Below are 24,291 nucleotides of genomic sequence, written 5' to 3'. Positions count from 1 at the left end.
GCATCAACTCAAGGATCGCCTTGAAACGGGCCTGCGTCTTGAATTGGCCCCATGAAGGCCCGATTCAGGGCGCCTGCCAGACGATCGAACACAGTACCGGTTTGCGCAAGTTTCGCAGCTCTAAGCCCGCCATGCAGCATACCGGTTGCAATGTGAAATTCGACCGCCACGCCGGCTTTGTCCAATTCGGTTGCATAGGCCCGGGCATGGTCGGCGAGCGGATCGTATTGCGCGGCCACGATGAAAGCAGGGGCGAGCGCGGACCGGATCGCGCCATCCAGCGGCAGTGCCCGGGAATCCAGGTACTGTTCTGGCGTCGGGGCGTAGAGCGCCAGCGCAGCGTGTACGTCGGCGCTACTCAACAATGGTGCAGCCGCGTGCGCTTGCATGGAAGGTAGATCGGTTCGGCGCGTGAGCAGCGGATAGAGCAACCCTTGCAGCCGGGGTTGCGGCCGGCCGCGGTCGTGCAGGTCGATGCACAGCCCAGCTGCCAGCGTCGCACCGGCGCTGTCACCGACCACCGCCATGGCTTGTGTATCGACGTTATCCCAATGGCCTTGGCTTAGCGCCGCCCACACGGTGAGCGCGTCATCCAACGGCGCAGGAAACCGATGCTCCGGGGCAAGCCGATAACCCACTGCGATCACCCTTGCTTCCATGCGCAACAGCAGAGCGTGCGCAAACCAGTCATGGGTGGTGTGATCGCCCAGGCACCAGCCACCTCCGTGCAGGTACAAAATCGTCGGCAAGCCGCGCACGGGCGCTGCTTTGGCAGGCTGATAAATGCGAACGGGCACCTGCTGACACCGCTCGTCCGTCACAGCGATACCGGCCATGTCGGGGGAAAAATAGCGGCCGGACTTGGCAAAGCAGGCGCGCCGTACCTGCCAATCATCGGTGCTCGCTTTGAACTGGGCACATTCCTGCAAGTAACGTTCAAGCAGCGGGTCGAGTGTGTATGTAGACATTCAAACCTCGGTGTTGATCCTCGCCTGGGTAACCATCAGAAAACGAACTGGTGCCCCAGTTCCTTCTCTACCCAATGCAGGAAACACCGCACCCTGGGAAACGCCGCATGGGCTTTGGGGAACACCAGATGGTGCGCAGCCACCGGCGCGCCCAATGCGTCGGGCGCGACTTTTACCAAGGTACCGGCTTCAAGGTATTTTTGCGCGAGCAAACCGCTCTCCAAAGCGAAGCCCAAGCCGTGGCTGGCCGCCTCCAGGCTCATGTAGGAGCGGTCGAAACTCAGGGCGTAGGGCTTTTCCGGGCGTGCCAGCCCATGCTGGGCAAACCATGCCGGCCATTTCAACAATGTCGCCTCGGAAAGGATCAGGTCGCAATCGAGCAGGTCGCTGGCGCTATACACCGGTTGGCGAGCCAGAAGTTTAGGCGCGGCGAGCACTTCGAAGGTCTCGTTAGCCACCGTGCGCACTTCGTAACTGGGCCAGTTCGGATCACCATGGCGAATATCCACGTCAATCTTGTCACGGCTGAAATGCAGCGCCTCGTAGGAGCATGACAGGTTGATCTGAATGGAAGGATATTCCTCGCGAAACGCCTCCAGACGCGGCATTAGCCAGAGCAGGCCAAAGCTCGGCGAAGAATGCAGGCGCAGGCAGTCCAGGCTGATATCACTGCTGGCACGCTCGGTCGCGATGGCGAGGCTGTGCAGGATGCCTGACACTTCTTTCAGGTATTGCTGGCCCACCGGGGTGAGGGCGACTCCGCGAGCACCGCGTACGAACAGCTGTCGGCCTATCATCGCCTCCAGCTTGGCCAGCTGATGGCTCACGGCGGACGGCGTCAAGTCCAGCACTTCGGCTGCGCGCGCAACGTTGCCGAAGCGGGCGGCCTGTTCGAACGCCTGTATGGTCTTGAGCGGGGGCAGGGGCGCTGCCGCCTCGTTGTTTGAACGCATCGGGCTGGCTCCACATCATTATTTTTATTATCGCTGGGAAGGAGGATAGCCCAGTCGTACTGAAATTTTTTCAGCACCCGATGATTTTCACGTTATTGCTCGTCAAGGCAGCCACGGCCAAGCTGGACCCACGATTCCCGGATCGACCCATAACAACAAACAGAGGGTTCAACCATGCTTCTCCAAGGTAAAGTCGCGATCATCACAGGTGCCGCTTCGGCGCGCGGTATTGGCCGCGCCACTGCCATGACATTTGCACAACACGGCGCCCGTGTCGTGATCCTCGACCTGGACGAGTCCGCTGCCCGCGATGCCGCTGCGGCATTGGGCGAGGGTCATCTGGGTCTGGCGGCCAACGTTGCCGATGAGTCCCAGGTGCAGCGTGCCGTGGCCACCATCATCGACCAGTTCGGTCGCATTGACGTACTGATCAACAACGCAGGCATCACCCAACCGCTGAAGACCCTGGATATCCGCGGCGCCGATTACGACAAAGTACTGGACGTCAGCCTGCGTGGCACCCTGCTGATGTCGCAAGCGGTAATTCCTGCAATGCGCCAGCAGTCGAGCGGCAGCATCGTCTGTATGTCCTCGGTGTCGGCCCAGCGCGGCGGGGGCATTTTTGGCGGTCCGCACTACAGTGCCGCGAAAGCAGGCGTGCTCGGCCTGGCCAAGGCCATGGCTCGGGAGCTGGGCCCGGAGAACGTGCGGGTCAATTCCATCGCTCCAGGTTTGATCCACACCGACATCACCGGCGGGCTGATGCAAGACGACCGCCGCCACGCCATCATCGAAGGTATTCCTCTTGGGCGTCTTGGCCACGCCCAGGATGTCGCCAACGCTGCGCTGTTCCTCGCCAGCGACCTGTCCACCTACCTGACCGGCATAACCCTGGATGTCAACGGCGGGATGCTGATTCACTGAGTATACGAGGGCGGGCCCGCCTGTGGCTCGCGCGGTTCTGGATCAATGGCAGCCCGGCTTGAGGCTTGGCTGCCAATAACAACAAGAGATCGGACCAGCATGACTACCTTATCGTTAGAAGCGGTTTCGACCGTGCGTACCTCCGCTTACCGCAAGACCGCCTGGCGCCTGATGCCGTTCCTGATGCTGTGCTACCTCTGCGCTTATCTGGACCGCGTCAATGTCGGCTTCGCCAAATTGCAGATGATGAATGATCTGGCCCTGAGCGAAACCGTTTATGGACTCGGCGCGGGCATGTTCTTCATCGGTTACTTCCTCTGCGAAGTACCCAGCAACATTATCCTTCACAAGGTGGGCGCGCGCGTGTGGATTGCGCGCATCATGATCACCTGGGGCATCATTTCGGCGCTGTTCGCGTTTGTCGAGACAGCCTGGCAGTTCTACGCGCTGCGGTTCCTCCTCGGCGTGGCTGAAGCGGGCCTGGCCCCTGGGCTTCTGCTGTACCTCACCTATTGGTTCCCATCCTATCGACGCGCTCGCATGACAGTGCTCTGGTTCATCGCCATCCCGCTGTCGGGCATGGTCGGCGGCCCGCTCTCCGGCTGGATCATGAACGCGTTCGCCGGCGTGCAGGGCTGGGCTGGATGGCAATGGATGTTTGTGCTCGAAGCCGTGCCAACGGTGGTCGTCGGCCTGCTGGTGTTGGCTTACCTCAAGGACGGGGTCCATCAGGCTACCTGGCTGAACGACGAAGAAAAGGCCCTCGTCACCCGGGAGCTGGCCGAGGACAACCAGCAGAAGGTCACCCATGGGTCGGTGGGCGAGTTCGTACGCGACCGCCGCTTGTGGTTGCTGGCCGGCATCTACTTCTGCGTGGTGATGGGCCAGTACGCCATTACCTTCTGGCTGCCGACGCTGGTGCGAAATGCCGGGGTTTCAGATCCGCTGCACATTGGGATTCTGTCCAGCCTGCCGTACCTGTGCGCCATTGCAGCCATGTTGCTGGTCGGCCGTAGCGGCGACAAGCACCGCGAGCGCCGCTGGCATCTGATCGTGCCAATGATCGCTGGCGCCATCGGGCTTAGCCTGGCCGCCCTGGTGGGGGGCAACGTGACCCTGTCGATTCTCAGCCTGTGCCTGGCGGCTTCGGGGATTCTGTCGGCCACCTCGCTGTTCTGGATGCTCCCTACCACGCTTCTGGGCGGGGTCTCCGCCGCGGCGGGCATCGCTGCCGTCAACAGTTTCGCCAATCTGGCCGGCTTCTGCTCGCCTTACCTGATTGGTTGGGTCACTACACAGACCGGGTCCAGCGCTATCGGCATGTACCTGATTACAGCTGTCCTGCTGGGGGGAGCCTCGCTGGTCCTGCGCATTCCCGCTGCAGCGGTCAATCGTTGAGTTAACGGAGCCACGTCATGAATACGAACAACACGCTGAAGGCCGGCCTGAGCCTGGCCGAGCGCGCCCACAATATCCGTCGACATGCGTTGCGCATGGGTCAGGTACAGGGCCAGGGTTATGTGGGCCAGGCGCTGGGTGCTGCAGACCTGCTGGCAGTGTCTTACTTCCATGCGCTGAACTATCTGCCCGATGACCCTGACTGGGAACCACGCGACCGCTTCTATCTGTCCATTGGCCACTACGCCATTGCGCTGTACGCCGCGTTGATCGAGGCCGGAATAGTACCGCTGGATGAGTTGGAAACCTACGGTTCGGATGACAGCCGCCTGCCCATGTCCGGCATGGCCGCCTATACGCCGGGTATGGAAATCACCGGCGGTTCGTTGGGGCAGGGGCTGGGTATCGCGGTTGGGGCTTGCCTGGGCCTCAAACGCAAGCAGTCGACTTCATTCGTTTACAACCTGTTGTCGGACGGCGAGCTCAATGAAGGCTCCACTTGGGAGGCCGTCATGTCAGCCTCTCACTGGAAGCTCGACAACCTCATCGCCATCGTCGATGTGAACAACCAGCAGGCCGATGGTTATTCCAGCGAAATTCTTTCTTTTGAACCGATCGTCGATCGTTGGCAAGCGTTTGGGTGGTTCACCCAGCGAGTCGATGGCAATGACATCGATGCCCTGGTCGCAGCGTTCGATGCGGCGCGCAATTTTTCGGGCGCGCAACCGCGCGTGATCATTTGCGATACGAAGATGGGCAAGGGGGTACCGTTCCTCGAAGCGCGGGAAAAGACTCACTTCATACGTGTGGAAGAACATGAATGGGCGTTGGCGCTCAACAATCTCGAAGAAGGAAAACAGTGATGAGCAAGTCAAATATTTCTACTTCGACTGGCGAGCCAACCAAAAAGCGCCTGACCACCTCGGCCATGATCGCCTCGATCGCCGCTGAGGGCCAAGCTACCCGCTCGGCCCCCTTTGGCCATGCGCTGGCTGCGCTGGCTGAGCAGCGCCCCGAAATCGTGGGGCTTTCCGCGGACTTGTCGAAATACACCGACCTGCATATTTTTGCCAAAGCGCACCCGGACCGCTTCTACCAGATGGGCATGGCCGAGCAGCTGTTGATGAGCGCGGCTGCGGGCATGGCACGGGAGGGTTTCGTACCCTTCGCCACGACCTACGCCGTGTTCGCCTCGCGGCGCGCCTACGATTTCATCTGTATGGCAATCGCCGAGGAGAACTTGAACGTAAAGATCGTCTGTGGGCTGCCCGGGCTCACTACCGGTTATGGGCCAAGCCACCAGGCGACTGACGATCTCGCCATCTTCCGAGCGATGCCAAACCTGATGATCGTCGATCCTTGCGACGCCGTGGAGATCGAACAGGCAGTGCCGGCGATCGCTGCTCATAAAGGGCCAGTCTACATGCGCCTGCTGCGCGGCAACGTACCGGTGGTGCTTGACGAATACGGGTACAAATTCGAAATCGGCAAGGCAAAGAGCCTGCGCACCGGCAGAGACGTACTCATCATCTCCACCGGGCTGATGACCATGCGCTCGCTCGAAGCGGCCAACAAGCTCCAGGCCGATGGTGTCGACGTTGCTGTGTTGCACGTGCCGACCATCAAGCCTCTGGATGAGCACACCATCCTGGCCGAAGCGAAGCAATCCGGACGGCTGGTGGTGACCGCTGAGAACAGCAGCATCATAGGCGGTCTGGGCGAGGCGGTTGCCGGACTATTGATGCGCAACGGTGTCACGCCGACGTTCCGCCAGATCGCGCTGCCCGATGCGTTTCTCGATGCCGGTGCCTTGCCAACGCTGCATGACCGCTACGGCATATCGACCGACGCTGTATGTGCTCAGATTAAAGCATGGCTCTAATTTGAGCCAGGTGCGGGCAGGGATGCCCAGGCACCGGCATTGATCGACTACGGTACAGCAACTGTTCATAACCTAGCTGCTCTCCCACGCGAATCTGCATACCTTCTGATACCGTGGCGATCCAGTCGACCGCTTCAGCCCCGAACAATACAGTCACGGTCGAGCCAAGATTGAACCGCCCAAGTTCGGCGCCACGGGGCAACTCGACGGTGACAGAATTGTCTGCATCGTAGCGAAGGGTTGTGACCGCTTTGCGCGCTGGGTTGACCTGGCCGCCCAGACGGTAGCGATCGAGCCCACGATCATTGCACCGATCAGTACCACGGCCATGGGACCCACACGCGTTTCGAATACACAAACGACTCGCTCATTGCGCGCGAACAGGTTCGGAACTTTCGATACCGTAAGAGGGTTCACCGAGAACAGCGTTCCCGGTACGTAAATCATGGTTCGCAAGGTTCCTGTGAGCGGCATGTGAACGCGGTGGTAGTCTCGCGGTGACAGATAGATCGTGGCGAACCGCCCGTCCTGAAAAAGGCCTGCCAGGGCGGTGTTTCCCCCCAGAAGCTGGCCAAGGGTGTAGGTATGTCCTTTAGCCTGGTACAGACGGTCCTCGTCGATCACGCCAATCTGGCTGACCACTCCATCGGCCGGGCTAATCACGCTGCCGTCTCCTCCTTGCAACGGCCTTGCTCCGGGTTTCAGCGGCCGGGTGAAGAACGCGTCGAAGTGTTCATAATCGTCGGGGCCGTCGCCAATAGCGGCACGCATGTCTACGTCAAACCGCTTGATGAACCAACGAATGAGCTGATTCTTGAACCATGGCACCCGGCATTTCGCGAAATGACCGGTCAACCTCGACAGGGCATGATGAGGCAGCAGGTATTGCCCAAGCAGGAACAGCCGGTTTTTCATGACAGGCCACCCTGCATTGGCTGACCTGGCTGTTCTCGCCGAGTCTCGGCTATGAGGCAGTCCGCAACATGAGCAGCCCATGCCGCAATGGTCAGGCTCGGCGGACGGCCCGGCGACGCTGGCAGCGCGGCGGCGTCAGCCACATACACACCTGGATTGTCGAATACCTCGCCGTTGGCCCCAACCACCCCATCATCGGCAGTGGCGCCCAGGCACGCACCTCCCAGGGGCTGCACGGTGATCGGGGCACGGGGTGCGTAGATGCGGGTACCTGTGGTGTGCTCGATCGTGCGCCGCTCGTAATCGATTTCCTGGTAAACGGGGCTGTGCGTCTTGTCATATCGAATGACGAGTCTGCCATTCTTCAAGTCGATGCTTCCGTTGTTGTGGTCCTTGCCAAGTGCCACGATGAAAGCGTTCTTACCAAGCCAGCGCTTGAGCCTACCCGGCATCGGTATTGCGTCGATGCCCTGAATGGCCGCCCGTAGCACCTGAACCTGCTTGCTGGGGGATTGCTTGCTGCGAAACGGGCCGCTCAATGGCAAACCGCAGCTCAAGTCTGCTGGGGCGTTTTCTCGCCAGAACCCGAAGAAGCCTCCATTGGTACCGAATTTCTGCCCGAGCATGGGCATACCCTGCAGACCTTTGGCTTCGTCCCGGCTTCTGAATAGCAGCGAAACGGTATTCAAACAGCCGGCGGCCAGCACCACGCGCCTGGCCCTGATACTTTGCAGCTTGCCGTCGCGGTGGTTGTGATAGCGAACCTCATAGCCCTCGGTGCCCGGCACGGCATTTTTCAAAGCGACGATGGAGGTTGCTTCGCAAAGATCGTGGACCACCAGGCCCAGCTTCACCGCTGGCCACACTACCGCGAAATCGAGCGTGGTTTTTGCGCCAGAGAAGGATCCAAGCACACTGTTGTTCAAATAGTCGCATTCCCAGCGTTCGACGCCATTTGCATCCGTCACTTTTACCGGGGCACCGGGCGATTGCGGCAGCAGGAACCCCAGCAGCGGGTTGGGGAGGCCTTCGCAGGACAGCTTACCGTCGTGATCGGTGAGGCTGATGCGGTTGGGAACCTGGTCGCTTTCCGTTGCGGCCCTTGCACCCAGCTGCTCGATGATTTCGCTGTAGTAACGGTCCATGCCGGCCTGGCTGACTTGCGGGTGGTGGCCATCCCAGTACGACGGATCTGACGGTCTGGCCAACATGCCGGCGTAAATATGACTGCCGCCGCCTACATTGGATGAACAAATCACATGGATGCCAGCGCCGTGGTACGCCTCGACAAAACCCCTGCGGTTCAGCAGCAGTTGCCGTTTCGACCGGTGTGATCGCACCGAGCGCAGTCCATGGGTGAATGCCTTTGCGCCTTGCGGCAGCGGCGCCAGGTCCGCCATGCCGATAGATCGGTTGGGGACCGTATCACGCCATGGGCCGCGCTCCAGCACCACCACTTTGCAGCCAGCCTCGACCAAGCGCTTGGCTGCGATCGCGCCACCGAATCCGCTACCGATGACCACTACATCAACTGTATCGCCCATGGCTCAGGCCTCTTGGCCGGTTGGCGCTGTCGAGGCATTGAGCGACACATCGGCCTGGTCGTCGCGTTCGCGCAAGGCGGCGATCAGGCGGTCTGCCACGTTCGCCGACCAGGCAGCGATCGTCAGGCTGGGTGCGCCACCCGGAGAAGCGGGGAGTGCAGCGGCATCGGCCACATACAAGCCCGGGTTGTCGAATACTTCGCCATTGGCGCCGACAACCCCATCGGCGACCGAGGCGCCCAGGCAGGCCCCGCCAACCGGGTGAACGGTAACCGGGTTGCGAGGTGCGTATATCTTGGTGTCGGTCGCACGCTCGATGCCGGCTATCTCATCATCGATCTGCTGGTAGATCGGATTTTCGCTTGTCTTGTAGGCAATCTTGAATCGCCCGTTCTGCATGGTCATCTTGCCGGTATTGTTGTCGCCACCGAAGGCGATGATCACCGACTGTCGGCGCAGCCATCCCTTGAGCAAAGGGGGCATGGGTATGGCAGCAATGCCCTGGATGCTGGCGCGCAGAACCAGAACTGACGGGTTGCGGGAGTCCTTGAGGCGGAAAGGTGAGCCGATGGGCATGCCTTTGGACAGGTCCTTGCGGCTGTTTTCCTTCCACAAGCCGAAATAGTCACCGTTGCCGCCAAATTGCATGCCTAGCCTTGGCATGCCGTGGAGACCGCGATCGACATCACGGCTTTTGAGCAGCAAGCGTACGCTGCCAAGGCCACCAGCAGCGACGATAACATGCTCGGCCAGGACGGTTTCCGTTCGTTTGGCAGTGTGGTCCTGGTACGCGACTTCATAGCGCATGCGATCGGTGGTGGGTTGGGCCAGGCGCCGGATGCCAGTGACTTCGCACAGCGCATTGACCATCAGGCCTTTCTGCATCGCTGGCCACAGGGTCGAAAAATCAAGCGTGGTCTTGGCGCCGGAAGGGGAGCCGAGGAAGCTGTTGTTCTGCATGTCGCATTCCCAGCGCTCGATTCCGTTGGCGTCGACGCGCTTGGCGGGCTGGCCAGGACGTTCAGCCATGAGGAATGCGACGGCCGGATGGCCCAGGCACTTCAGCGTCCCTTCGTAATCAGTCGTCTCGATGCTGTTGGGTACCTGGTCTTGGGCGGTCAGCGGTCGCGCTTGGTAAGTTTCCAGCAGCTCAGCGTAGTAACGCTCCATGTCCGCGTCGCACAACGCTGGATGGCGGCCGTCCCAGTAGCCAGGCACCAGCGGGCGGTCCATGAAGCCGGCATAGATGTGGCTGCCACCGCCCACGCCCGAGGAACAGATGATGTTGATACCCTCACCGTGGTAAGCCTCGACGAAGCCCTTCGTGTTCAACACGATATCGCGTTTCAGGCGGTGTGAACCCAAGCTGCGCAGGCCATGGGTGTACGCCTTGGCGCCTTGGGGGAGGGGCGCCAGGTTCTTGATACCGAGCGAGCGGTTGGGCACCGTGTCGCGCCAGGGGCCACGCTCGAGCACCAGCACTTCCCGTCCGGCTTCGGCCAGGCGGCGAGCAGCGATAGCCCCACCAAAGCCACTTCCAATTATCAAGACTTCCACTTTTCTTTGCATCGTCAACCCGCGAATGGCGTTTCTGGTAAGCAATCCGGGAAGCCCGCCTCCCGATCAACGCTATTTGGCGCGCTGCCATCTCCAGGTACCAAGCAAAGATAAATGTGGTGCAGCGAAGAAATTCTTTGCCCTTCGCTGTAAAGCTTTCCGCCTTGGGAACGTGCTGGCGGGTAAATACTCATCGCCTGTTCAGCACGTCCGGATGAAACTAAAGATTTGCTTCCTCCGGACAATAGCTTTACTCGTTTGGCCTACCGCCTTTTCTCCACCGAGAATCGATGCTGGTCCGGGCTTGGCCTGGGTTCACGAGTACGTCGGGAGGATGCGGCAAATGGCAGGCAAGACCTATAAAGCGATGCAGGTTACCCAGCCGGGGAAGCTACAGTTGGCCGACTTGGAGATTCCAGCGCCAGGCGCTGGTGAAGTGCTCATTCGCGTCGAGGCGTGCGGTATTTGTGGCGCCGATGCGGGGGCCATCGAAGGCACCGAAGCTGGGCTGACGCTGCCGCGCACGCCCGGCCATGAAGTGGTCGGCCGAATAGCGGCCGTCGGCATCCAGGTCCCTACGATCTGGCGTATCGGACAGCGCGTAGGGGTTGGACGGCTCGGTGGGCATTGCGGCCTCTGTGAACAGTGCCGGCAGGGCCGCTTCAATCTATGCCTCGATCAGCCTGTGGTGGGCAGTTCGCAAGACGGTGGATACGCGCAGATGATGCTCGCCCGTGCCACTGGCCTGGTCGCTATCCCGGACGAGCTGGGCGCGGTAGAGGCGGCCCCGCTGCTGTGCGCTGGAATAGCCACCTTCAATGCGTTGCGCAAATCGGGTGCGCTTGCCGGTGATCGTGTGGTGATACACGGCATCGGCGGGCTCGGCCACCTGGCATTGCAATATGCTCGGCGGATGGGGTTCAGGGTCATCGCTGTCGGGCGCGGCGCGGATATCGAGCAACAGGCGCTGGCACTGGGCGCCCACACTTATATTGATTCGCGGGCGCAAGACCCGGTGGCATGCCTGAAAAGCATGGGCGGAGCGCAGGTCATTCTTACCACCATTACCGACAGTACTGCAGTGTCGCCGTTGATGGGGGCGCTGGCGCCGCAGGGTACGCTGCTGGTCGTGGGCGTTGGCCGGGAACCGCTCAGCATCATGCCTGGGGTACTGGTTGGCGGCGAGCGCAGTGTCCGCGGCAACATCACCGGTACACCCTACGAGGTAGCAAGAACGCTGGACTTCAGCGTCATGACAGACGTGCGTGCGCGTATCGAGACCATGCCGCTGGAAAGGGCGTGGGAGGCCTATCAGCGAGTGCGCTCCGGTGAGGTCGAGTTCCGCATGGTCCTGACCCTGAACGACGCCTGATCAAAGCGTCGTCACTATCCAAGGAGGCGTTTCAAGATGATATCCAAGCTGTTTGCTTATGGTCTATGCACGGCACTGCTGGCTCTGCCGCTCGCTGGCGTGGCAGTCGAAGCGCGCACGCCGCAGGCGGTGACCTTCCAGGAGATACGCAACGCCACCATCAAGCTCGGGTACGGCGATGTCACTTTCCTGATCGACCCGATGCTCGGCGCCAAGGGGGCTTACGCCGCGGCACCCGGCGCGTTCAACGAGCAGGTGCGAAACCCGGTGGTGGACCTACCGATGCCAGCTGACGACGTGGCCAGGGCAGATGCCGTGATTGTGACCCACCTGCATGTCGATCACTGGGATGAGGCTGCACAGAAGTTGCTGCCCAAGCACATGCCGATCTTTGCCCAGAATGCAGAAGATGCCCAGCGAATCCGGGGCACAGGCTTTACTGACGTGCGCATACTCACGTCTGAAAGCGAGTTCAAGGGCGTAAAACTATCACGTACGGACGGCCAGCACGGCAGTGACGCAACCATGGCGGTGCGTGGCAAACAGCTGGGCAGCGTGTCTGGCGTGGTGTTGCAGAGGGCAGGATACAAGACTGTTTACGTGGCAGGCGACACTGTCTGGAACACCCACGTCGAGCAGGCAATCGCCCGCTACCGCCCCGAAGTGATCGTGCTCAACGCCGGTTATGTCCGCTTCAAGGATATCGAGGGCTCGGTAATCATGGGGAAAGAAGACCTCTATCGCGCAGCTCAGGCCGCTCCGGGTGCCTACATTGTGGCAAGCCATCTCGAAGCGCTCGGCCATGCCACACAGTCACGCAAGGAGCTGACCGACTACATCACCGCCAAGCAGCTCGATGCCACTCATGTACTGATCCCTGACGACGGGCAGGCGTATCAGTTCTGAACCTGCCTGACCCTTCGACCTATCCGTAAAAGGCTATTCCATGTTTATCGGATTCATCCCTGTGCTATTCGCATTCGCCGCCACTTTGGCGTCATTCAAACACCTGGCGCTGGCTCGCGCCTTATGGATCGTGTGCGCCATCCTGGTGGTGATCTGGACCACCTGGCACGGCGCCCACCATCTGTCCGACCTCAAGCAACTGGGATCCTGGTAATGAATGCGCAACTGACTGAAAACCGCCTGGGCCAACTCGAACTGGCTGCGATCGCTGGCATCTGCTTCCTGCTGCTGGATGCCTTCTTCTACCAATTGGTGCTCGGTGAGTTGCCGTGCGCATTCTGCAACCTCATCCGCGTGTGCTTCATGCTGCTCGGGTCGGGGCTGTTGCTCAATCGGGTGTTCGGCATCAACCCCTGGAATTACGTGCTCAGCGCTTTCGGCGCCTTGATCGGTAGTCTGCTGAGCCTGCTGTTCATGTTCGCCAAGGCACCTGCCTGGACCAAACCGACAGGGTCAGCCATTCTGGGCCTGCACATGTACACCTGGACATTCATGGTGTTCACCGCGGCCATCATGTTCTGCCTGATCATGGCCGTGCTCTATGCGCAGCGCGATGTGCGGCCCGCCAGAACAGCGGAATCCAGGTCGACGTTGCAAAAGTCCATCATCGGTCTTTTCGTAGCACTGGTAGCGGCTAATCTGCTGTCGGCCTTCCTGCAGAACGGCTTCGACCATTTTCTCGCCGGCGGGCAGCAGCATTACCGCATGCTTTACGACGGTGACGTGATGAAACCCTGACCTGCCATCAGCGCCTGTGCCTGGGCGGCACAGGCGCTGATTCAGGTCGGCTGGCGATTGCGTGCAATTTCCAGAAAACCGGCAAGGTAATCGACGTGTTCATCTGCCTTGCGCACGCCCAGGTGAATGCTCTTGTGCAAACCATGTGGCCCAATCCGAACGGCCCGTAATGGCAAATGTTCACCTTCCTCATGCAGCAGCCATTCCGGCAACACACTGATGCCGCGCCCTGCGGCACTCAATTGCAGCATCAACTCGGTGGTTTCGGCCGTGATGCGGTGATGGGGGCGGCAGTTGGCCGGCACCAGGAAGCGGCTGTAGACGTCCAGGCGTTCCAGGCTGACCGGCACTGTGATGAGGGTCTCAGGCACCAGGTCGCGCGGGTCCGCCCAAGGCTTGCCTGCCAGGGCATGGTCCTCGTGCAGGATGAGCACCAGTTCATAGTCGAATACGGGTGTAAAGAGCAGCTCTGGCTGGTCGATGGGATCAGGCGTGATCAGCAGATCGATCTCATGGCCGAGGAGGGCGGCGACGCCGTCAAAGCGAAACGCCGTGCACACTTCGAAATCGACATCCGGCCAGCGCCGCAAGTAAGGGCCGGTTACGCCCATGAGCCACTTCTGGCAAGGATGGCATTCCATCCCCGCGCGTAGGGCACCACGGCGCCCATCGGCGAAGTCCGACAGCACCCGCTGCGCATGGTCCAGCTGCGGCAGCAACCGCTCGGCAAGGCCCAGCAGGTAGTTGCCCGCTTGCGTGAAGCGCAGGCTGCGGCCGTCTTTCATCCAGACCTTTATGCCACTGCGTTCCTCGAACTTCGCCATCGCGTGCGACAACGCCGACTGGCTCACGTTGAGGCGCTCCGCAGCCGCGGTGACGCTGCCTGTGCGGGAAACCTCGCGCAAAATCGATAAATGCTGGACCTCGATCATTGATGTATTCCGCTCATGGTTTGATGAAGTAATACCATTTCTGTTCATGATGGGATGTTGCTACAAATACCGCAAGGCGCTCGAGCCACCACTGCAATGAACAGGCTGGATACCAAGAATAATGACTACCCAAGCACTTTCCCCGAATTCCGTTGAGCAGCAAGCATGCCTGTTTGATGAAGTCATCGACCGGCGGCACACCAATTCAATGAAGTGGGACTACGCACACAATTTTCTCACCCCGGAGGAACGTGCAGCCGATCCATTGCCGATGTGGGTCGCCGATATGGACTTCCGCTCGCCACAGGCGGTCATCGATGCGCTGAGCGAGGCAGTTCGGTTCGGGGTGTTTGGTTACGCGGGTGGTGCGCGAAAATCGTACGTCGACGCCGTGATCGGCTGGCAGGGCAAGCGCTTCGGCTGGGACGTTTCACGCGACTGGCTGATGCAGGCGCCTGGCATCATCACTGTCATGAAGCTGGCGATCCAGGCGTTTACCTCGCCGGGCGATTCGGTACTGATTCAGCCGCCGGTGTACGTGCACTTTCATGACGATGCCCGTATCAACGGGCGCCACCTGGCGCTGGCGCCGCTGGATTTCGATGGTGAGCGTTACCATTTCGACGAGCGCAAGTTCGAGGCTGCTATCCAGCCCAATACCCGGTTATTCATCTTGAGCCACCCGCATAACCCGACCGGCAATGTGTGGTCGGAAGCGGAGCTGCGTGCCATGGGCGAAATCTGCGCGCGGCATGACGTGCTGGTGCTTTCCGATGAAATCCACCAGGACTTCATTCTCAACCCGCGCAAGAAACACATTCCCTTCGCGTCCCTGGGTGAAGCCTTCGCCCAGAACAGCATCACGTGCACCGCGCCGAGCAAAACCTTCAACATGGCGGGCTTGCAGACTGCCAACATTTTCATTCCGAACAAGCGTATCCGCGAAGAACTGGGGCGCCAATACGATCGCAACCTGTATCGCTACGTAAATGCCCTTGGCATGGTGGCCGCCGAGGCGGCCTATACCCACGGCGAGCCCTGGCTGGAGCAGATGCTGAGTTATGTGCGTGGCAACCAGGCCCACTTCGCAGAGGCCATCCACTCGGCGGCACCGCAGATCAAGGTGGTTCCCACCGACTCGCTATACCTCACCTGGATGGATTGTCGAGGGCTGGGGATGGACGCCCAGGCGCTCGATCGCTTCATGCTGACCAAGGCGCGCGTGTGGCTCGATAAAGGCCAGAAGTTCGGCCTGGAAGGCCACGGCTTCATGCGGGCCAACCTCGGCTGCAGCCGGGTTACGGTCAACGAAGCCATCCAGCGAATCACTCGCGCCGTACAGAACCGCTGAATTCACAAAAGCTTGCCCGAGGTCGATCGCCTCGGGCACGACACCTAGTGCTTGTGCGATGCACGCAAGCCTTTCGCTGCACTTTGCCTGAACTGCCGCCTTAATAAACATCACAACAACAAGGTGAATACGATGAGAAAGTCTGTTCTGGTTCCGCTGGTATGCCTCGCTGCATCACTGGCTACCGGTTTCACATATGCTGGCACGCTCAAGGATGTGCAAACCCGTGGCAAGCTCAACTGCGGGGTCTCTACCGGTAACACCGGCTTGTCTGCGCCGGATGCCAAAGGTGCCTGGCAAGGGCTGGACGTATCCATGTGTCGGGCGGTCGCCGCTGCAGTGCTCGGTGATGCGAACAAGGTCAACTTCGTGCCCACCACCGGCCAGACGCGCTTCACCGCCCTGGCGTCGGGTGAGGTCGACTTGTTGGTGCGTAACAGCTCGTGGACATTCACGCGCGACGTCGATCTCAAGCTCACATTCGCCGGCATCAACTACTACGATGGCCAAGGCTTTCTCGTTCACAAGAATCTAGGTGCCAGTTCGGTCAAGGACCTCGACGGTGCATCGATCTGCGTGCAGACCGGCTCAACCCATGAGCTTAACCTGGCCGAATACGCACGCAACCATGGCATCAAGTACCAACCCGTGCCTATCGACTCCACCGCCGAGGGCGAGCAGAAATACCTCGCTGGTGCCTGCGATGTGTTCACCAACGACGTTTCCGGCCTGGCGGCCTCGAAGGCAAGCTTCGCAGCCCCTGATGAGCACATGGTGTTGAAGGAACTGATCTCCAAGGAACCGCTCGGCCCGATGGTACGCCAAGGGGACGATCAATGGGCTGATGTGGTGCGCTGGACACTCAATGCGTTGGTGGCGGCTGAAGAGTTGGGCGTGGATTCGAGCAACGTGGCGAAGATGACGGCGGGCTCCAACAACCCGGAAATCAACCGACTGCTCGGTAGCGAGGGCAATTATGGCGGGCAGCTGGGGCTGGATGCCAAATGGGCCAGTCGTGCCATTGCCGCCGGTGGCAACTACGGGGAAATCTTCGATAACTCCCTGGGCAAGAACACGCCTATCGGCCTCGAACGAGGCCTGAACGCCCAATGGAACCAGGGCGGCCTGCTGTACGCCGAGCCGTTTCGCTGATCCGGCGCGCCTGTCGGCGCGTCGTTCGACTTTTGTTGTTGCGAAGAACTGACCGAAGTGTAGAAGCCGCTTTGGTCGGTCACCCTGTCCGGGAGTGATTCACCATGTCCACCCTCCTATTGACTGACAAGAAAACGGTTCAGCCGGCTTTCTCGTTGGGCATGCTGCTGCACGACAAGCGCTACCGCGGCTACACCATCCAGATCATTGCCTTGATGTGTCTGATGCTGACCGCCGCCTGGCTACTCGACAATACCGTGCGAAACCTTGCCGCACTGGGCAAGGACTTTTCCTTCAGCTTTCTAGGGTCTGCCGCAGGCTATGACATCAACCAGCGGCCCATCAGCTACGACAGCCAGATGAGCCACGGGCGGGCAGCGCTGGTCGGCTTGCTCAATACCGTGATCCTCGCTGTTCTGGCCTGTGCCACTGCAACGGCAATCGGCGTGGTGGCCGGGGTGTTGCGGCTGTCAAACAACTGGATCGTGTCCCGCATGATGGGCGCTTATATCGAGGTGTTCCGCAATATCCCGGCGCTGCTGTGCATTCTGATAATCGGCGCGGTCATGGCGCAATCAATGCCGGCGCCGAGTAGCTACAGAGGCGCGGAGCAGACTGCAATCGCAGTGACCAATCGCGGCATCTATATCCCGGAACCCCTGTTCGAGCGCGATCTGGGTACGCTTGATCTCGGCGTGGTCGCGTTAAGCCTCAACGTGCTGCTAGTCCTAGCCGTGTTCGGCGCAAGCCTTTGGGCTGACCGAGCCCTGCGCAGTCACGCAGACCGTTTGCAGAGCGTCACGGGAAAGCGCCCGACACTGTGGTGGAAGCGTCTGCTGATCCTCCTGCTACCCACGGTCGCGCTACTGTACGCACTGGGTGTGCATCTGGGCTATCCGCAACTGCAGGGGTTCAACTTCCAGGGTGGCGTGCAGTTGGGCAATGCCTTGATTGCGATGTGGATCGGCCTGAGCGTATACACCGGCGCGTTTATCGCCGAGATCGTGCGCAGTGGCATTCAGTCCATCGCTCGCGGACAGACCGAGGCTGCCAACGCGCTTGGATTGCGCCCGGGCCGGACCATGCGATTGGTGATTCTGCCTCAAGCCTTGCGAGTCATCGTGCCACCGCTGACGTCGCAGTACCTGGACATCACCAAGCACACCTCGCTTGGACTGGCAGTGGGTTACATGGACCTGCGTTCGACACTCGGCGGCATCACCATCAACCAGACCGGCAGAGAGCTGGAGGGGATCCTGCTGATGATGCTCATCTACCTCGGCATGAGCCTGCTGATCTCTGGCGCAATGAACCTCTACAACAACCGCGTCAAACTGCAGGGGCGCTGACATGAGCCAATCTTCCATTGCCTGGTTCCGTGACACCTTGCTGCAGCCGTCCGAGCCGCCGCGCGGGCAGACGGGCGTCAGCCACTGGCTGCGTGCCAGGCTGTTCAACGGTTGGCTCAGCAGCGTGCTGACGATCATTGCTTTGCTGGTCATCGCCGCTGCGGTGAATGCGGTTCTGCCTTGGCTGGCCAATTCGGTGTGGCAGGCTGACTCACTGGGTGAGTGCCGACGCCTGATGAATGGCGAGCCCGGGGCCTGCTGGGGCGTTATTCGCGAGCGTTGGCCACAGCTGCTGTTCGGTTTCTACCCACAGGAGGCTTATTGGCGGCCTCTCGCTTCGTTCGCGCTGCTGTTTGCAGCTCTGGGACCGATCCTGTTCAAGTGGGTGCCGCGTCGGGTGTTGTGGTTCAGTGCGGTTTATCCGGGCCTCGCGTTCTGGCTGATCTGGGGCGGATCGCTCTGGCAGCCGGTTTCGGCCTATGGCGGTCTGGCCATCGCCTGGTTGTTGTTCAGGATGTTGCGACGTCTGGGCGGCGGTGTCGCCGTGGCTTGCGCATTGCTCGCAGCGGCAGCCTGGTGGCTGCAAGGCATGCAGTACCTGGTCCTTGCGGCCAGCAAGCTTTCGCCGTTGGCCCTGACAGCGGTCAGCTCACGTGACCTGGGAGGCTTCTTGCTGTCGTTCGTGGTGGGTGTCAGCGGTATTGCCATGTCGCTGCCACTGGGCGTCCTGCTGGCACTGGGGCGGCGCTCGTCGATGCCGTTGATCCGGGTGATGAGCGTCACCTTCATCGAATTCGTGCGCGGCGTACCGCTGATCACACTGCTGTTTACAGCTTCGCTGCTGCTCAATTACTTCCTGCCACCCGGCACCTCGTTCGACTTGATCCTGCGGGTGATCATCATGGTGACCATCTTCTCGACCGCCTATATGGCCGAAGTGATCAGAGGGGGGCTGGCTGCACTGCCGCAGGGGCAGACCGAGGCCGCGCAGGCACTGGGCCTGGACTACTGGAAGGCGCAACGGCTGGTGATCATGCCGCAGGCCTTGAAGATCTCCATTCCGATGATCGTCAGTACCTTCATCGGTCTGTTCAAGGACACCACGCTGGTCGTGTTCATCGGCCTGCTCGATCCCATTGCATTGTCAACAGCCATTCGTGCCAGTACCCAGTGGCAGGGCGTGTACTGGGAGCTGTTCCTGTTCATCGGCGGCGTGTTCTTCGTCTTCTGCTTCGGCATGTCGCGTTACTCGATTCACCTTGAGCGTCGGCTCAAGACCGATCACCGTTGAGGAACCACAACAATGAAGAACGCGCCACTCGACGCCTTGCAGGCGTCCACTCAGGAAATTGCGATCCAGATCACCGGCATGAACAAGTGGTATGGCAACTACCATGCACTGCGTGACATCAATCTCACGGTGACCCGCGGCGAGCGCATCGTGATCTGCGGGCCATCAGGATCAGGCAAATCGACCATGATCCGCTGCATAAACCGGCTGGAGGAGTTTCAGCAGGGCCGCATCGTGGTAGACGGTACAGAGCTTACCAGCGACCTGCGCAAGATCGATGAAGTGCGCCAGGAAGTCGGCATGGTGTTCCAGCATTTCAACCTGTTCCCGCACCTGACCATCCTGGAGAACTGCACGTTGGCGCCGATCTGGGTGCGTCAGGTACCGCGCAAGCAGGCTGAGGAACAGGCCATGCACTACCTGAGCAAAGTCCGCATTCCAGAGCATGCCCACAAGTTTCCCGGGCAGTTGTCCGGTGGCCAGCAGCAGCGCGTTGCGATTGCCAGGGCGCTGTGCATGAACCCTAGGGTGATGCTGTTCGACGAGCCGACCTCGGCACTGGACCCGGAAATGATCAAGGAAGTACTCGACACCATGATTCAGCTGGCGGAGGAGGGCATGACCATGCTGTGTGTCACCCACGAAATGGGCTTCGCCCAGGCGGTGGCCAACCGGGTGATATTCATGGACCAGGGGCAGATCGTCGAGCAGAACGAGCCCAAGGCGTTCTTCAGCAATCCGCAATCCGAGCGCACCAGGGCGTTCCTGAGCCAGATCTTGCGGCACTGATCCCGGATATCTCTGGCGTCATCACTTTCGAGGAGGTGGGTTCGACCCTCTCCTCGCTTTTTTTTTCATTGAAAGGAGCCGCCCATGGGTGCATTTCTATTCATCATCAACGATGCGAGCTACGGTTCAGAACGGGCCTACAATGCGTTGCGTCTTGCCGGGTCATTGTCGGCTCGCAAACAGGCGCAGGTGCGCGTATACCTGCAGTCCGATGCGGTCAGCTGCGCCCGCGCAGGCCAGTTGGTACCCACTGGCCACTACAACCTGGAGCTGGTGTTGGCCAAGATCTTGCGCAAGGGCGAGGTTGCTCTGTGTGGCGACGGGATGGATGCCCGGGGCATGCGCGAGGTCGAACTGGTCGCCGGGGCGCGACGTGCAGCACCTGGGGAGTTGGCAGACTGGGCCATGGAAGCGGAGAAGGTGCTGATTTTCTAAGGTGCCGGGTCGCCCTGGCGCTGAGCGCAAAGGCGGCCTGGCGGCATTGCGTCAGGCCTCACGCGCTGCTTGTGCATGGCGCCGAGTGCGCTGCAGCAAAGCCAGGCCGGCCATGGCAATCAATACAGGCGGCAGGATCAGGCCTGAAACCACAGTCCATCCGAACGCATCGAGCAAGCCGCCGGACAAGAATGAACCCACCACCATCGTGCCGAAAATCACGAAATCATTGACCGCCTGAACCCTCGGGCCATCCTCGGGGGCGTGGCATGTCAGCACCAGTGCCGAAGCACCAAGGAAGCCGAAATTCCAGCCGATACCCAGGAGTATCAGCGCGAGCCAGAAGTGGCCGATGCTCATGCCGGAGACACCCACCAGTGCCGCCAGGCCAATCAACAGCAGGCCACACTGGATGATCGACGGTGCTCCAAAGCGGCTGATTAACCGCCCGGTAAAGAAGCTCGGTGCATACATCGCAATCACATGCATTTCAATGCCGGTATTCGAATGGGTCCTGGCAATGCCACACAAATCCATGGCCAAGGGGGCAGAGGTCATCATGAAGTTCATCATCATGTAGCTGACCACGCCACACAGCATCGCGATGATGAAGCGGGGCTGACGGACTATTGCAAACACATTACCCGCAGGCAGAGCGGTGGGACGGGACGGAGGGCGGTTGAACCTCACACCGATGAGCACCAGGGCAGACAAAATCGCGACGATGGCAGCGGCGATATAGGTGACGACATATGCCTGGCCCGACATGCTCATTGTGCCGTTGACCAATTGCGGGCCCAATACGCCCGCCACCACCCCGCCAGCCAACACGGTAGACAGGGCTTTGGGGCGCTGCGCCTGGTCGACGCATTCAGCGGCAGCAAAGCGGAAAGTAAGCACCACCGCTGCGTATGCCCCCCCGAACAGCATGGCTGCGCAGAACAGTACAAACGAACCCACCGTCAGTGCGTACGCGGAAAGCAGGCCCATCACGGTGCCGCACGCATTGCCAATCATGAACGCTGCAGTGCGCCCCCAGCGACGGCCCACCATGCCGATGGGAAGCGTAGCCAGTGCCATACCAATGACGAATACCGTAATCGGCAGCGTCGCCAGGGACGCCGAAGGCGCCAACATGTTGCCGATGATGGCGCCCGTGGCATACACCACCACGGAATTGGCACCAGAAAGCGCCTGGGCTATGGTCAGGCGCCAGACGTTAGGGTTTGAGAGGGATAGGAACATTGCAGTTTTCCAAGCACTACAGAGTTGATGCGCACTGCGCATTCTCATCAGGCCAGTGGACCGCAAGCAACGCAAAAATTGTTTAGGGCTGGCAATGAAACCTTGGTTCAGTGCCTTGCATTCCCCGCCTCACCCTTCATGTAGGCCTGCGGACTGCTACCCAGCTCCTGGCGAAACGCATAGATGAATGCAGAAGTGGAACCATAACCGAGCTCCAGGGCGGTACGGGTAACGTCCAGCCCGCTACCCAGCATTTCAATGGCCCGGAACAAGCGTAAGCGCCTGCGCCAGGTCCGCAGGCTCATGCCGGTTTCAGCCTGGAAGCGCCGAGCCAATGTGCGCTCTGACATGCCGAGCACACTTGACCACGCCGCCATCTCGGTAGGATCGGCAGGATCGGCGTACAAGGTTTCGCACAAACCCACCAGCGAGGGACTTGAGGGCCAAGGTAACGCGGTGGACATAGGTGTCGCGCGCCGAAGCTGATCAAGGATCAGTTGCGTGATACGCGCCGCGTAGTCGTCCTCATCCTGTTCATGTTCGATGCGTGCAGCTTCGACGATCAACGCTTTGAGCAAGGGCGAGACGGCAAACAGCGTCGGCTGATCCGAAGGCAGGCCGGAAGCGATCCGTTCATCGATCCACAAGCTGCGAAACTCGGCGCCAAACATCGAGCCAACCTTGTGATCGAGCCCGGTCGGCAGCCAGGCCGCCTGTTCAGGCGATATGACGAACGAACCTGCCCGGGTCGTTACGGTCAGCACGCCGGAGATGGCATACACCATCTGATGCCAGGCATGCGAATGCTCGGGGAAGGTATGCCTGGCAGGTATCGATTGAGCGCGCACCTTGAGCGGATCGGGTGGCGGCAGGTCCTGAGGGGCTTCGATAATGTCCCAATGCATTGTGGGTTCGTCCGGAACGTGTGTGCTCGCAGGATAGCGAATCATGCGCATGGCCAACTGGAGCACATTTCATGTGCAATGCAAGTTTACTCATGATCAGCAGCGACCTGTCTTCTGTTCTACATCGTCTGGCAGTTAGTCGAAAGCCCGCCAACTCCGAATGGGTTTTAATGCTGCAACGAGATGGCCCGCCCGCCGCGCACAGGGTATTTCCGTAAAGCGGCCATCTCGTACCCTTTAGCTTCAACCCATAATAGGAGTTGCAAACACCATGGCCTGTGTTGACCGTTACAACATGCCCCTTTCGACCGCATCGGAGATCGCGGCAGAGCGCTACCGTACAGGCGTGGACCTCTTGCTCTCCCTTTGGACCGGTATCGCCGAAACGCTCGACGAGGCGATTGCCGCAGACCCTGATTTCGCCATGGCTTATGCGGCCCGTGCACGCTTTCATGCCATCCGCACCGAGATTGCAGATGCCAAGGCCAAGATCGCTAAGGCCCAGGCGTTGGTGCAGGCCCGGGGGACCGAGCGCGAGCGCAGCCATATCCAGACGCTGTCTTATGTCATCAATGGTGAACCTGCGAAGGCCTTGGCCAACGCGTTGCAACACCTTGATCAGTGGCCGCTGGACATTGTGATCATGTCCCTGCCGCTGGGCGCGTTCGGCCTGTTTGCCTTCTCTGGCATGGCAGACCACGACCAGGCGCGCGTCGAACTCTGCGAGCGTCATGCGCGGCATTTCCCTGAAGACGACTGGTGGTTCCTCAACTACCGCGGCTGGGCGCACGGTGAGAATGGCGATGTATCGCTTGGGCGTGCATTGACCCAGCGCTCACTGGAGCTGCGCCGTAACAACGTCAACGGTGTCCACGCGGTCGCCCATGTGCTGTACGAAGCGGGCGCCAATGAGGAAGCGGGCGAAGTGATCAAAGGCTGGCTGCCGGGCTATGACCGCAGCGGCACCTTGCACAATCATATTGCCTGGCATGGGGCACTGATTGCGCTCGAGCGTGATGACCTCGAAGGGGCACTGGGCATGTATGCCGAGCACGTCGCCCCGGCCGTCGCCACCGGCCTACCAATCAACGTGATCAGTGATACCTCTTCGTTCCTGTGGCGCATGCAGGCCTACGGGCATACGGTACCTGCGGGCCTGTGGGAGGAGGCGGCGCAGTACGCAGCGAACTACTTCCAGCAACCTGGCTTCCCGTTCGCCGATTTTCATATGGCGCTGCTGGCTGCAGCCACTGGCAATCAGGCTGCGCTGGAACAGCGTGCGGCAGCACTGAATACGCTGGTCAACGATGGCAAGCTCAAGGCGGGCCCTGTGGTGCCAGCGCTGTGCCACGCGGTTATGGCCTTCGCGCAGGGGCACTACACCGATTGCGCACGCATTCTGGAGCCGCTGGCCCAAGACGTGGTGCGCATCGGTGGCAGTGGTGCGCAGCGGGAAATCGTTGAAGACACCCTGCTGGTAGCGTTGATGCGCGCCGGTGAAGCCGAGAAGGCGAGGGCCTTGCTGGACCAGCGCCTGCACCGTCGACCATCCCCACGAGATAGCCGCTGGCTGACAAGTCTGGCAGCGCACTGATCCACTGATGTTACGTCGATGCAATAGAGAC

General features: G+C 60.4%; 22 protein-coding genes and 3 pseudogenes. 16 read left to right on the top strand and 9 right to left on the bottom strand.

All coding sequences use genetic code 11. From position 1 onward, the window contains the following. Positions 1 to 8: 8 nt before the first annotated feature. Both ACI2KG_RS05360 and ACI2KG_RS05355 read right to left on the bottom strand, forming a co-directional pair. The gene (locus tag ACI2KG_RS05360) at positions 9 to 968 is read right to left on the bottom strand and encodes an alpha/beta hydrolase (protein ID WP_404661101.1); all 960 of its coding nucleotides are present in this window, start codon (positions 966 to 968) and stop codon (positions 9 to 11) included. Positions 969 to 1,003: 35 nt separating this feature from the next. Beyond that, positions 1,004 to 1,921, bottom strand: coding sequence for a LysR substrate-binding domain-containing protein (locus ACI2KG_RS05355; RefSeq protein ID WP_404661100.1), 918 nt, complete (start codon positions 1,919 to 1,921; stop codon positions 1,004 to 1,006). A 174-nt stretch (positions 1,922 to 2,095) separates the two neighbouring features. On the opposite strand from ACI2KG_RS05355, the gene ACI2KG_RS05350 reads away from it, so the two are divergent. The 4 genes from ACI2KG_RS05350 (at position 2,096) to ACI2KG_RS05335 (ending at position 6,125) form a co-directional block, all read left to right on the top strand. Beyond that, complete coding sequence (locus tag ACI2KG_RS05350; RefSeq protein ID WP_404661099.1) at positions 2,096 to 2,845, top strand: SDR family NAD(P)-dependent oxidoreductase; 750 nt, start codon at positions 2,096 to 2,098, stop codon at positions 2,843 to 2,845. A 99-nt stretch (positions 2,846 to 2,944) separates the two neighbouring features. After that, positions 2,945 to 4,243, top strand: coding sequence for an MFS transporter (locus ACI2KG_RS05345; protein ID WP_404661098.1), 1,299 nt, complete (start codon positions 2,945 to 2,947; stop codon positions 4,241 to 4,243). A gap of 17 nt (positions 4,244 to 4,260) precedes the next feature. Beyond that, a complete protein-coding gene (locus tag ACI2KG_RS05340) occupies positions 4,261 to 5,106 on the top strand; it encodes a transketolase (RefSeq protein WP_404661097.1) in 846 nt (281 codons plus the stop codon). Next, positions 5,106 to 6,125: a transketolase family protein gene (locus ACI2KG_RS05335; RefSeq protein WP_404661096.1), complete on the top strand. Its 1,020-nt coding sequence runs from the start codon at positions 5,106 to 5,108 to the stop codon at positions 6,123 to 6,125. Before ACI2KG_RS05340 ends, ACI2KG_RS05335 begins: the two co-directional genes overlap by 1 nt. Here ACI2KG_RS05335 and asd read toward each other — a convergent pair. The 4 genes and pseudogenes from asd to ACI2KG_RS05315 form a co-directional block, all read right to left on the bottom strand. Next, positions 6,109 to 7,040: pseudogene (gene asd / locus ACI2KG_RS05330) on the bottom strand (archaetidylserine decarboxylase). The gene ACI2KG_RS05335 and the pseudogene asd overlap by 17 nt on opposite strands. After that, positions 7,037 to 8,185: a GMC oxidoreductase gene (locus ACI2KG_RS05325; protein WP_404661146.1), complete on the bottom strand. Its 1,149-nt coding sequence runs from the start codon at positions 8,183 to 8,185 to the stop codon at positions 7,037 to 7,039. The pseudogene asd and the gene ACI2KG_RS05325 overlap by 4 nt, the downstream one beginning before the upstream one ends. 281 nt (positions 8,186 to 8,466) lie before the next feature. Continuing rightward, positions 8,467 to 8,584 (bottom strand): annotated as a pseudogene (locus ACI2KG_RS05320) (NAD(P)-binding protein); the annotation flags it as partial. A 3-nt stretch (positions 8,585 to 8,587) separates the two neighbouring features. Beyond that, the gene (locus ACI2KG_RS05315) at positions 8,588 to 10,132 is read right to left on the bottom strand and encodes a GMC oxidoreductase (RefSeq protein WP_404661095.1); all 1,545 of its coding nucleotides are present in this window, start codon (positions 10,130 to 10,132) and stop codon (positions 8,588 to 8,590) included. 34 nt (positions 10,133 to 10,166) lie between these two features. Here ACI2KG_RS05315 and ACI2KG_RS05310 point away from each other — a divergent pair. The 5 genes and pseudogenes from ACI2KG_RS05310 to ACI2KG_RS05290 all read left to right on the top strand — a co-directional run. Beyond that, positions 10,167 to 10,844: pseudogene (locus ACI2KG_RS05310) on the top strand (alcohol dehydrogenase catalytic domain-containing protein); the annotation flags it as partial. Between the two features lie 18 nt (positions 10,845 to 10,862). Continuing rightward, on the top strand, positions 10,863 to 11,513 hold the full coding sequence (locus ACI2KG_RS05305; RefSeq protein WP_404661145.1) for a zinc-binding dehydrogenase: 651 nt from the start codon (positions 10,863 to 10,865) through the stop codon (positions 11,511 to 11,513). A 36-nt stretch (positions 11,514 to 11,549) separates the two neighbouring features. Next, the gene (locus ACI2KG_RS05300; protein ID WP_404661094.1) at positions 11,550 to 12,419 is read left to right on the top strand and encodes an MBL fold metallo-hydrolase; all 870 of its coding nucleotides are present in this window, start codon (positions 11,550 to 11,552) and stop codon (positions 12,417 to 12,419) included. Between the two features lie 40 nt (positions 12,420 to 12,459). Beyond that, positions 12,460 to 12,633: a hypothetical protein gene (locus ACI2KG_RS05295; RefSeq protein WP_404661093.1), complete on the top strand. Its 174-nt coding sequence runs from the start codon at positions 12,460 to 12,462 to the stop codon at positions 12,631 to 12,633. Next, on the top strand, positions 12,633 to 13,217 hold the full coding sequence (locus tag ACI2KG_RS05290) for a disulfide bond formation protein B (protein ID WP_404661092.1): 585 nt from the start codon (positions 12,633 to 12,635) through the stop codon (positions 13,215 to 13,217). The genes ACI2KG_RS05295 and ACI2KG_RS05290 overlap by 1 nt, the downstream gene beginning before the upstream one ends. Positions 13,218 to 13,258: 41 nt before the next feature. Here ACI2KG_RS05290 and ACI2KG_RS05285 read toward each other — a convergent pair whose 3' ends face one another. After that, positions 13,259 to 14,149 (bottom strand): LysR family transcriptional regulator, encoded by an 891-nt coding sequence (locus ACI2KG_RS05285; protein WP_404661091.1) that lies wholly within the window; start codon positions 14,147 to 14,149, stop codon positions 13,259 to 13,261. A 121-nt stretch (positions 14,150 to 14,270) separates the two neighbouring features. On the opposite strand from ACI2KG_RS05285, the gene ACI2KG_RS05280 reads away from it, so the two are divergent. The 6 genes from ACI2KG_RS05280 (at position 14,271) to ACI2KG_RS05255 (ending at position 20,516) form a co-directional block, all read left to right on the top strand. After that, positions 14,271 to 15,500, top strand: a complete 1,230-nt coding sequence (locus tag ACI2KG_RS05280; protein WP_404661090.1) for a MalY/PatB family protein — start codon at positions 14,271 to 14,273, stop codon at positions 15,498 to 15,500. A 132-nt stretch (positions 15,501 to 15,632) separates the two neighbouring features. Then, positions 15,633 to 16,652 (top strand): amino acid ABC transporter substrate-binding protein, encoded by a 1,020-nt coding sequence (locus ACI2KG_RS05275; protein WP_404661088.1) that lies wholly within the window; start codon positions 15,633 to 15,635, stop codon positions 16,650 to 16,652. A gap of 161 nt (positions 16,653 to 16,813) precedes the next feature. After that, the gene (locus ACI2KG_RS05270) at positions 16,814 to 18,001 is read left to right on the top strand and encodes an amino acid ABC transporter permease (RefSeq protein ID WP_404661087.1); all 1,188 of its coding nucleotides are present in this window, start codon (positions 16,814 to 16,816) and stop codon (positions 17,999 to 18,001) included. Between the two features lies 1 nt (position 18,002). Continuing rightward, complete coding sequence (locus tag ACI2KG_RS05265) at positions 18,003 to 19,292, top strand: amino acid ABC transporter permease (RefSeq protein ID WP_404661086.1); 1,290 nt, start codon at positions 18,003 to 18,005, stop codon at positions 19,290 to 19,292. 12 nt (positions 19,293 to 19,304) lie between these two features. Continuing rightward, positions 19,305 to 20,081 carry an amino acid ABC transporter ATP-binding protein gene (locus tag ACI2KG_RS05260; RefSeq protein WP_404661085.1) on the top strand — a complete coding sequence of 259 codons (777 nt, stop codon included), beginning with the start codon at positions 19,305 to 19,307 and terminating at the stop codon, positions 20,079 to 20,081. A gap of 84 nt (positions 20,082 to 20,165) precedes the next feature. Next, entirely contained in the window at positions 20,166 to 20,516 is a 351-nt protein-coding gene (locus ACI2KG_RS05255; RefSeq protein ID WP_404661084.1) for a DsrE/DsrF/TusD sulfur relay family protein, read from the top strand. A 51-nt stretch (positions 20,517 to 20,567) separates the two neighbouring features. Here the strand turns inward: ACI2KG_RS05255 and ACI2KG_RS05250 are convergent, their stop codons facing one another. Together ACI2KG_RS05250 and ACI2KG_RS05245 are read right to left on the bottom strand one after the other, a co-directional pair. Then, positions 20,568 to 21,761, bottom strand: a complete 1,194-nt coding sequence (locus ACI2KG_RS05250; RefSeq protein WP_404661083.1) for an MFS transporter — start codon at positions 21,759 to 21,761, stop codon at positions 20,568 to 20,570. A 107-nt stretch (positions 21,762 to 21,868) separates the two neighbouring features. Beyond that, positions 21,869 to 22,666 (bottom strand): AraC family transcriptional regulator, encoded by a 798-nt coding sequence (locus tag ACI2KG_RS05245; protein ID WP_404661082.1) that lies wholly within the window; start codon positions 22,664 to 22,666, stop codon positions 21,869 to 21,871. 295 nt (positions 22,667 to 22,961) lie between these two features. Between ACI2KG_RS05245 and ACI2KG_RS05240 the strand changes: the two genes are divergently transcribed. Beyond that, the gene (locus ACI2KG_RS05240; protein ID WP_404661081.1) at positions 22,962 to 24,260 is read left to right on the top strand and encodes a tetratricopeptide repeat protein; all 1,299 of its coding nucleotides are present in this window, start codon (positions 22,962 to 22,964) and stop codon (positions 24,258 to 24,260) included. Positions 24,261 to 24,291: the final 31 nt, after the last annotated feature.

The sequence above is a fragment of the Pseudomonas sp. NPDC089407 genome, assembly GCF_044900445.1.
Lineage (GTDB): Bacteria > Pseudomonadota > Gammaproteobacteria > Pseudomonadales > Pseudomonadaceae > Aquipseudomonas.
This window is presented reverse-complemented; position numbering and strand designations above follow the sequence as displayed.

Bases quoted from the DNA above. Each gene is read 5' to 3' on its own strand.
- ACI2KG_RS05270 (WP_404661087.1), top strand. From the start codon at position 16,814: ATGCTGCTGCACGACAAGCGCTACCGCGGCTACACCATCCAGATCATT.
- ACI2KG_RS05325 (WP_404661146.1), bottom strand. From the start codon at position 8,185: ATGGACCGTTACTACAGCGAAATCATCGAGCAGCTGGGTGCAAGGGCC.
- ACI2KG_RS05305 (WP_404661145.1), top strand. From the start codon at position 10,863: ATGATGCTCGCCCGTGCCACTGGCCTGGTCGCTATCCCGGACGAGCTG.
- ACI2KG_RS05300 (WP_404661094.1), top strand. From the start codon at position 11,550: ATGATATCCAAGCTGTTTGCTTATGGTCTATGCACGGCACTGCTGGCT.
- ACI2KG_RS05345 (WP_404661098.1), top strand. From the start codon at position 2,945: ATGACTACCTTATCGTTAGAAGCGGTTTCGACCGTGCGTACCTCCGCT.
- ACI2KG_RS05285 (WP_404661091.1), bottom strand. From the start codon at position 14,149: ATGATCGAGGTCCAGCATTTATCGATTTTGCGCGAGGTTTCCCGCACA.
- ACI2KG_RS05340 (WP_404661097.1), top strand. From the start codon at position 4,261: ATGAATACGAACAACACGCTGAAGGCCGGCCTGAGCCTGGCCGAGCGC.
- ACI2KG_RS05275 (WP_404661088.1), top strand. From the start codon at position 15,633: ATGAGAAAGTCTGTTCTGGTTCCGCTGGTATGCCTCGCTGCATCACTG.
- ACI2KG_RS05350 (WP_404661099.1), top strand. From the start codon at position 2,096: ATGCTTCTCCAAGGTAAAGTCGCGATCATCACAGGTGCCGCTTCGGCG.
- ACI2KG_RS05290 (WP_404661092.1), top strand. From the start codon at position 12,633: ATGAATGCGCAACTGACTGAAAACCGCCTGGGCCAACTCGAACTGGCT.
- ACI2KG_RS05355 (WP_404661100.1), bottom strand. From the start codon at position 1,921: ATGCGTTCAAACAACGAGGCGGCAGCGCCCCTGCCCCCGCTCAAGACC.
- ACI2KG_RS05240 (WP_404661081.1), top strand. From the start codon at position 22,962: ATGCCCCTTTCGACCGCATCGGAGATCGCGGCAGAGCGCTACCGTACA.
- ACI2KG_RS05335 (WP_404661096.1), top strand. From the start codon at position 5,106: ATGAGCAAGTCAAATATTTCTACTTCGACTGGCGAGCCAACCAAAAAG.
- ACI2KG_RS05295 (WP_404661093.1), top strand. From the start codon at position 12,460: ATGTTTATCGGATTCATCCCTGTGCTATTCGCATTCGCCGCCACTTTG.
- ACI2KG_RS05255 (WP_404661084.1), top strand. From the start codon at position 20,166: ATGGGTGCATTTCTATTCATCATCAACGATGCGAGCTACGGTTCAGAA.
- ACI2KG_RS05250 (WP_404661083.1), bottom strand. From the start codon at position 21,761: ATGTTCCTATCCCTCTCAAACCCTAACGTCTGGCGCCTGACCATAGCC.
- ACI2KG_RS05280 (WP_404661090.1), top strand. From the start codon at position 14,271: ATGACTACCCAAGCACTTTCCCCGAATTCCGTTGAGCAGCAAGCATGC.
- ACI2KG_RS05245 (WP_404661082.1), bottom strand. From the start codon at position 22,666: ATGCATTGGGACATTATCGAAGCCCCTCAGGACCTGCCGCCACCCGAT.
- ACI2KG_RS05360 (WP_404661101.1), bottom strand. From the start codon at position 968: ATGTCTACATACACACTCGACCCGCTGCTTGAACGTTACTTGCAGGAA.
- ACI2KG_RS05265 (WP_404661086.1), top strand. From the start codon at position 18,003: ATGAGCCAATCTTCCATTGCCTGGTTCCGTGACACCTTGCTGCAGCCG.
- ACI2KG_RS05260 (WP_404661085.1), top strand. From the start codon at position 19,305: ATGAAGAACGCGCCACTCGACGCCTTGCAGGCGTCCACTCAGGAAATT.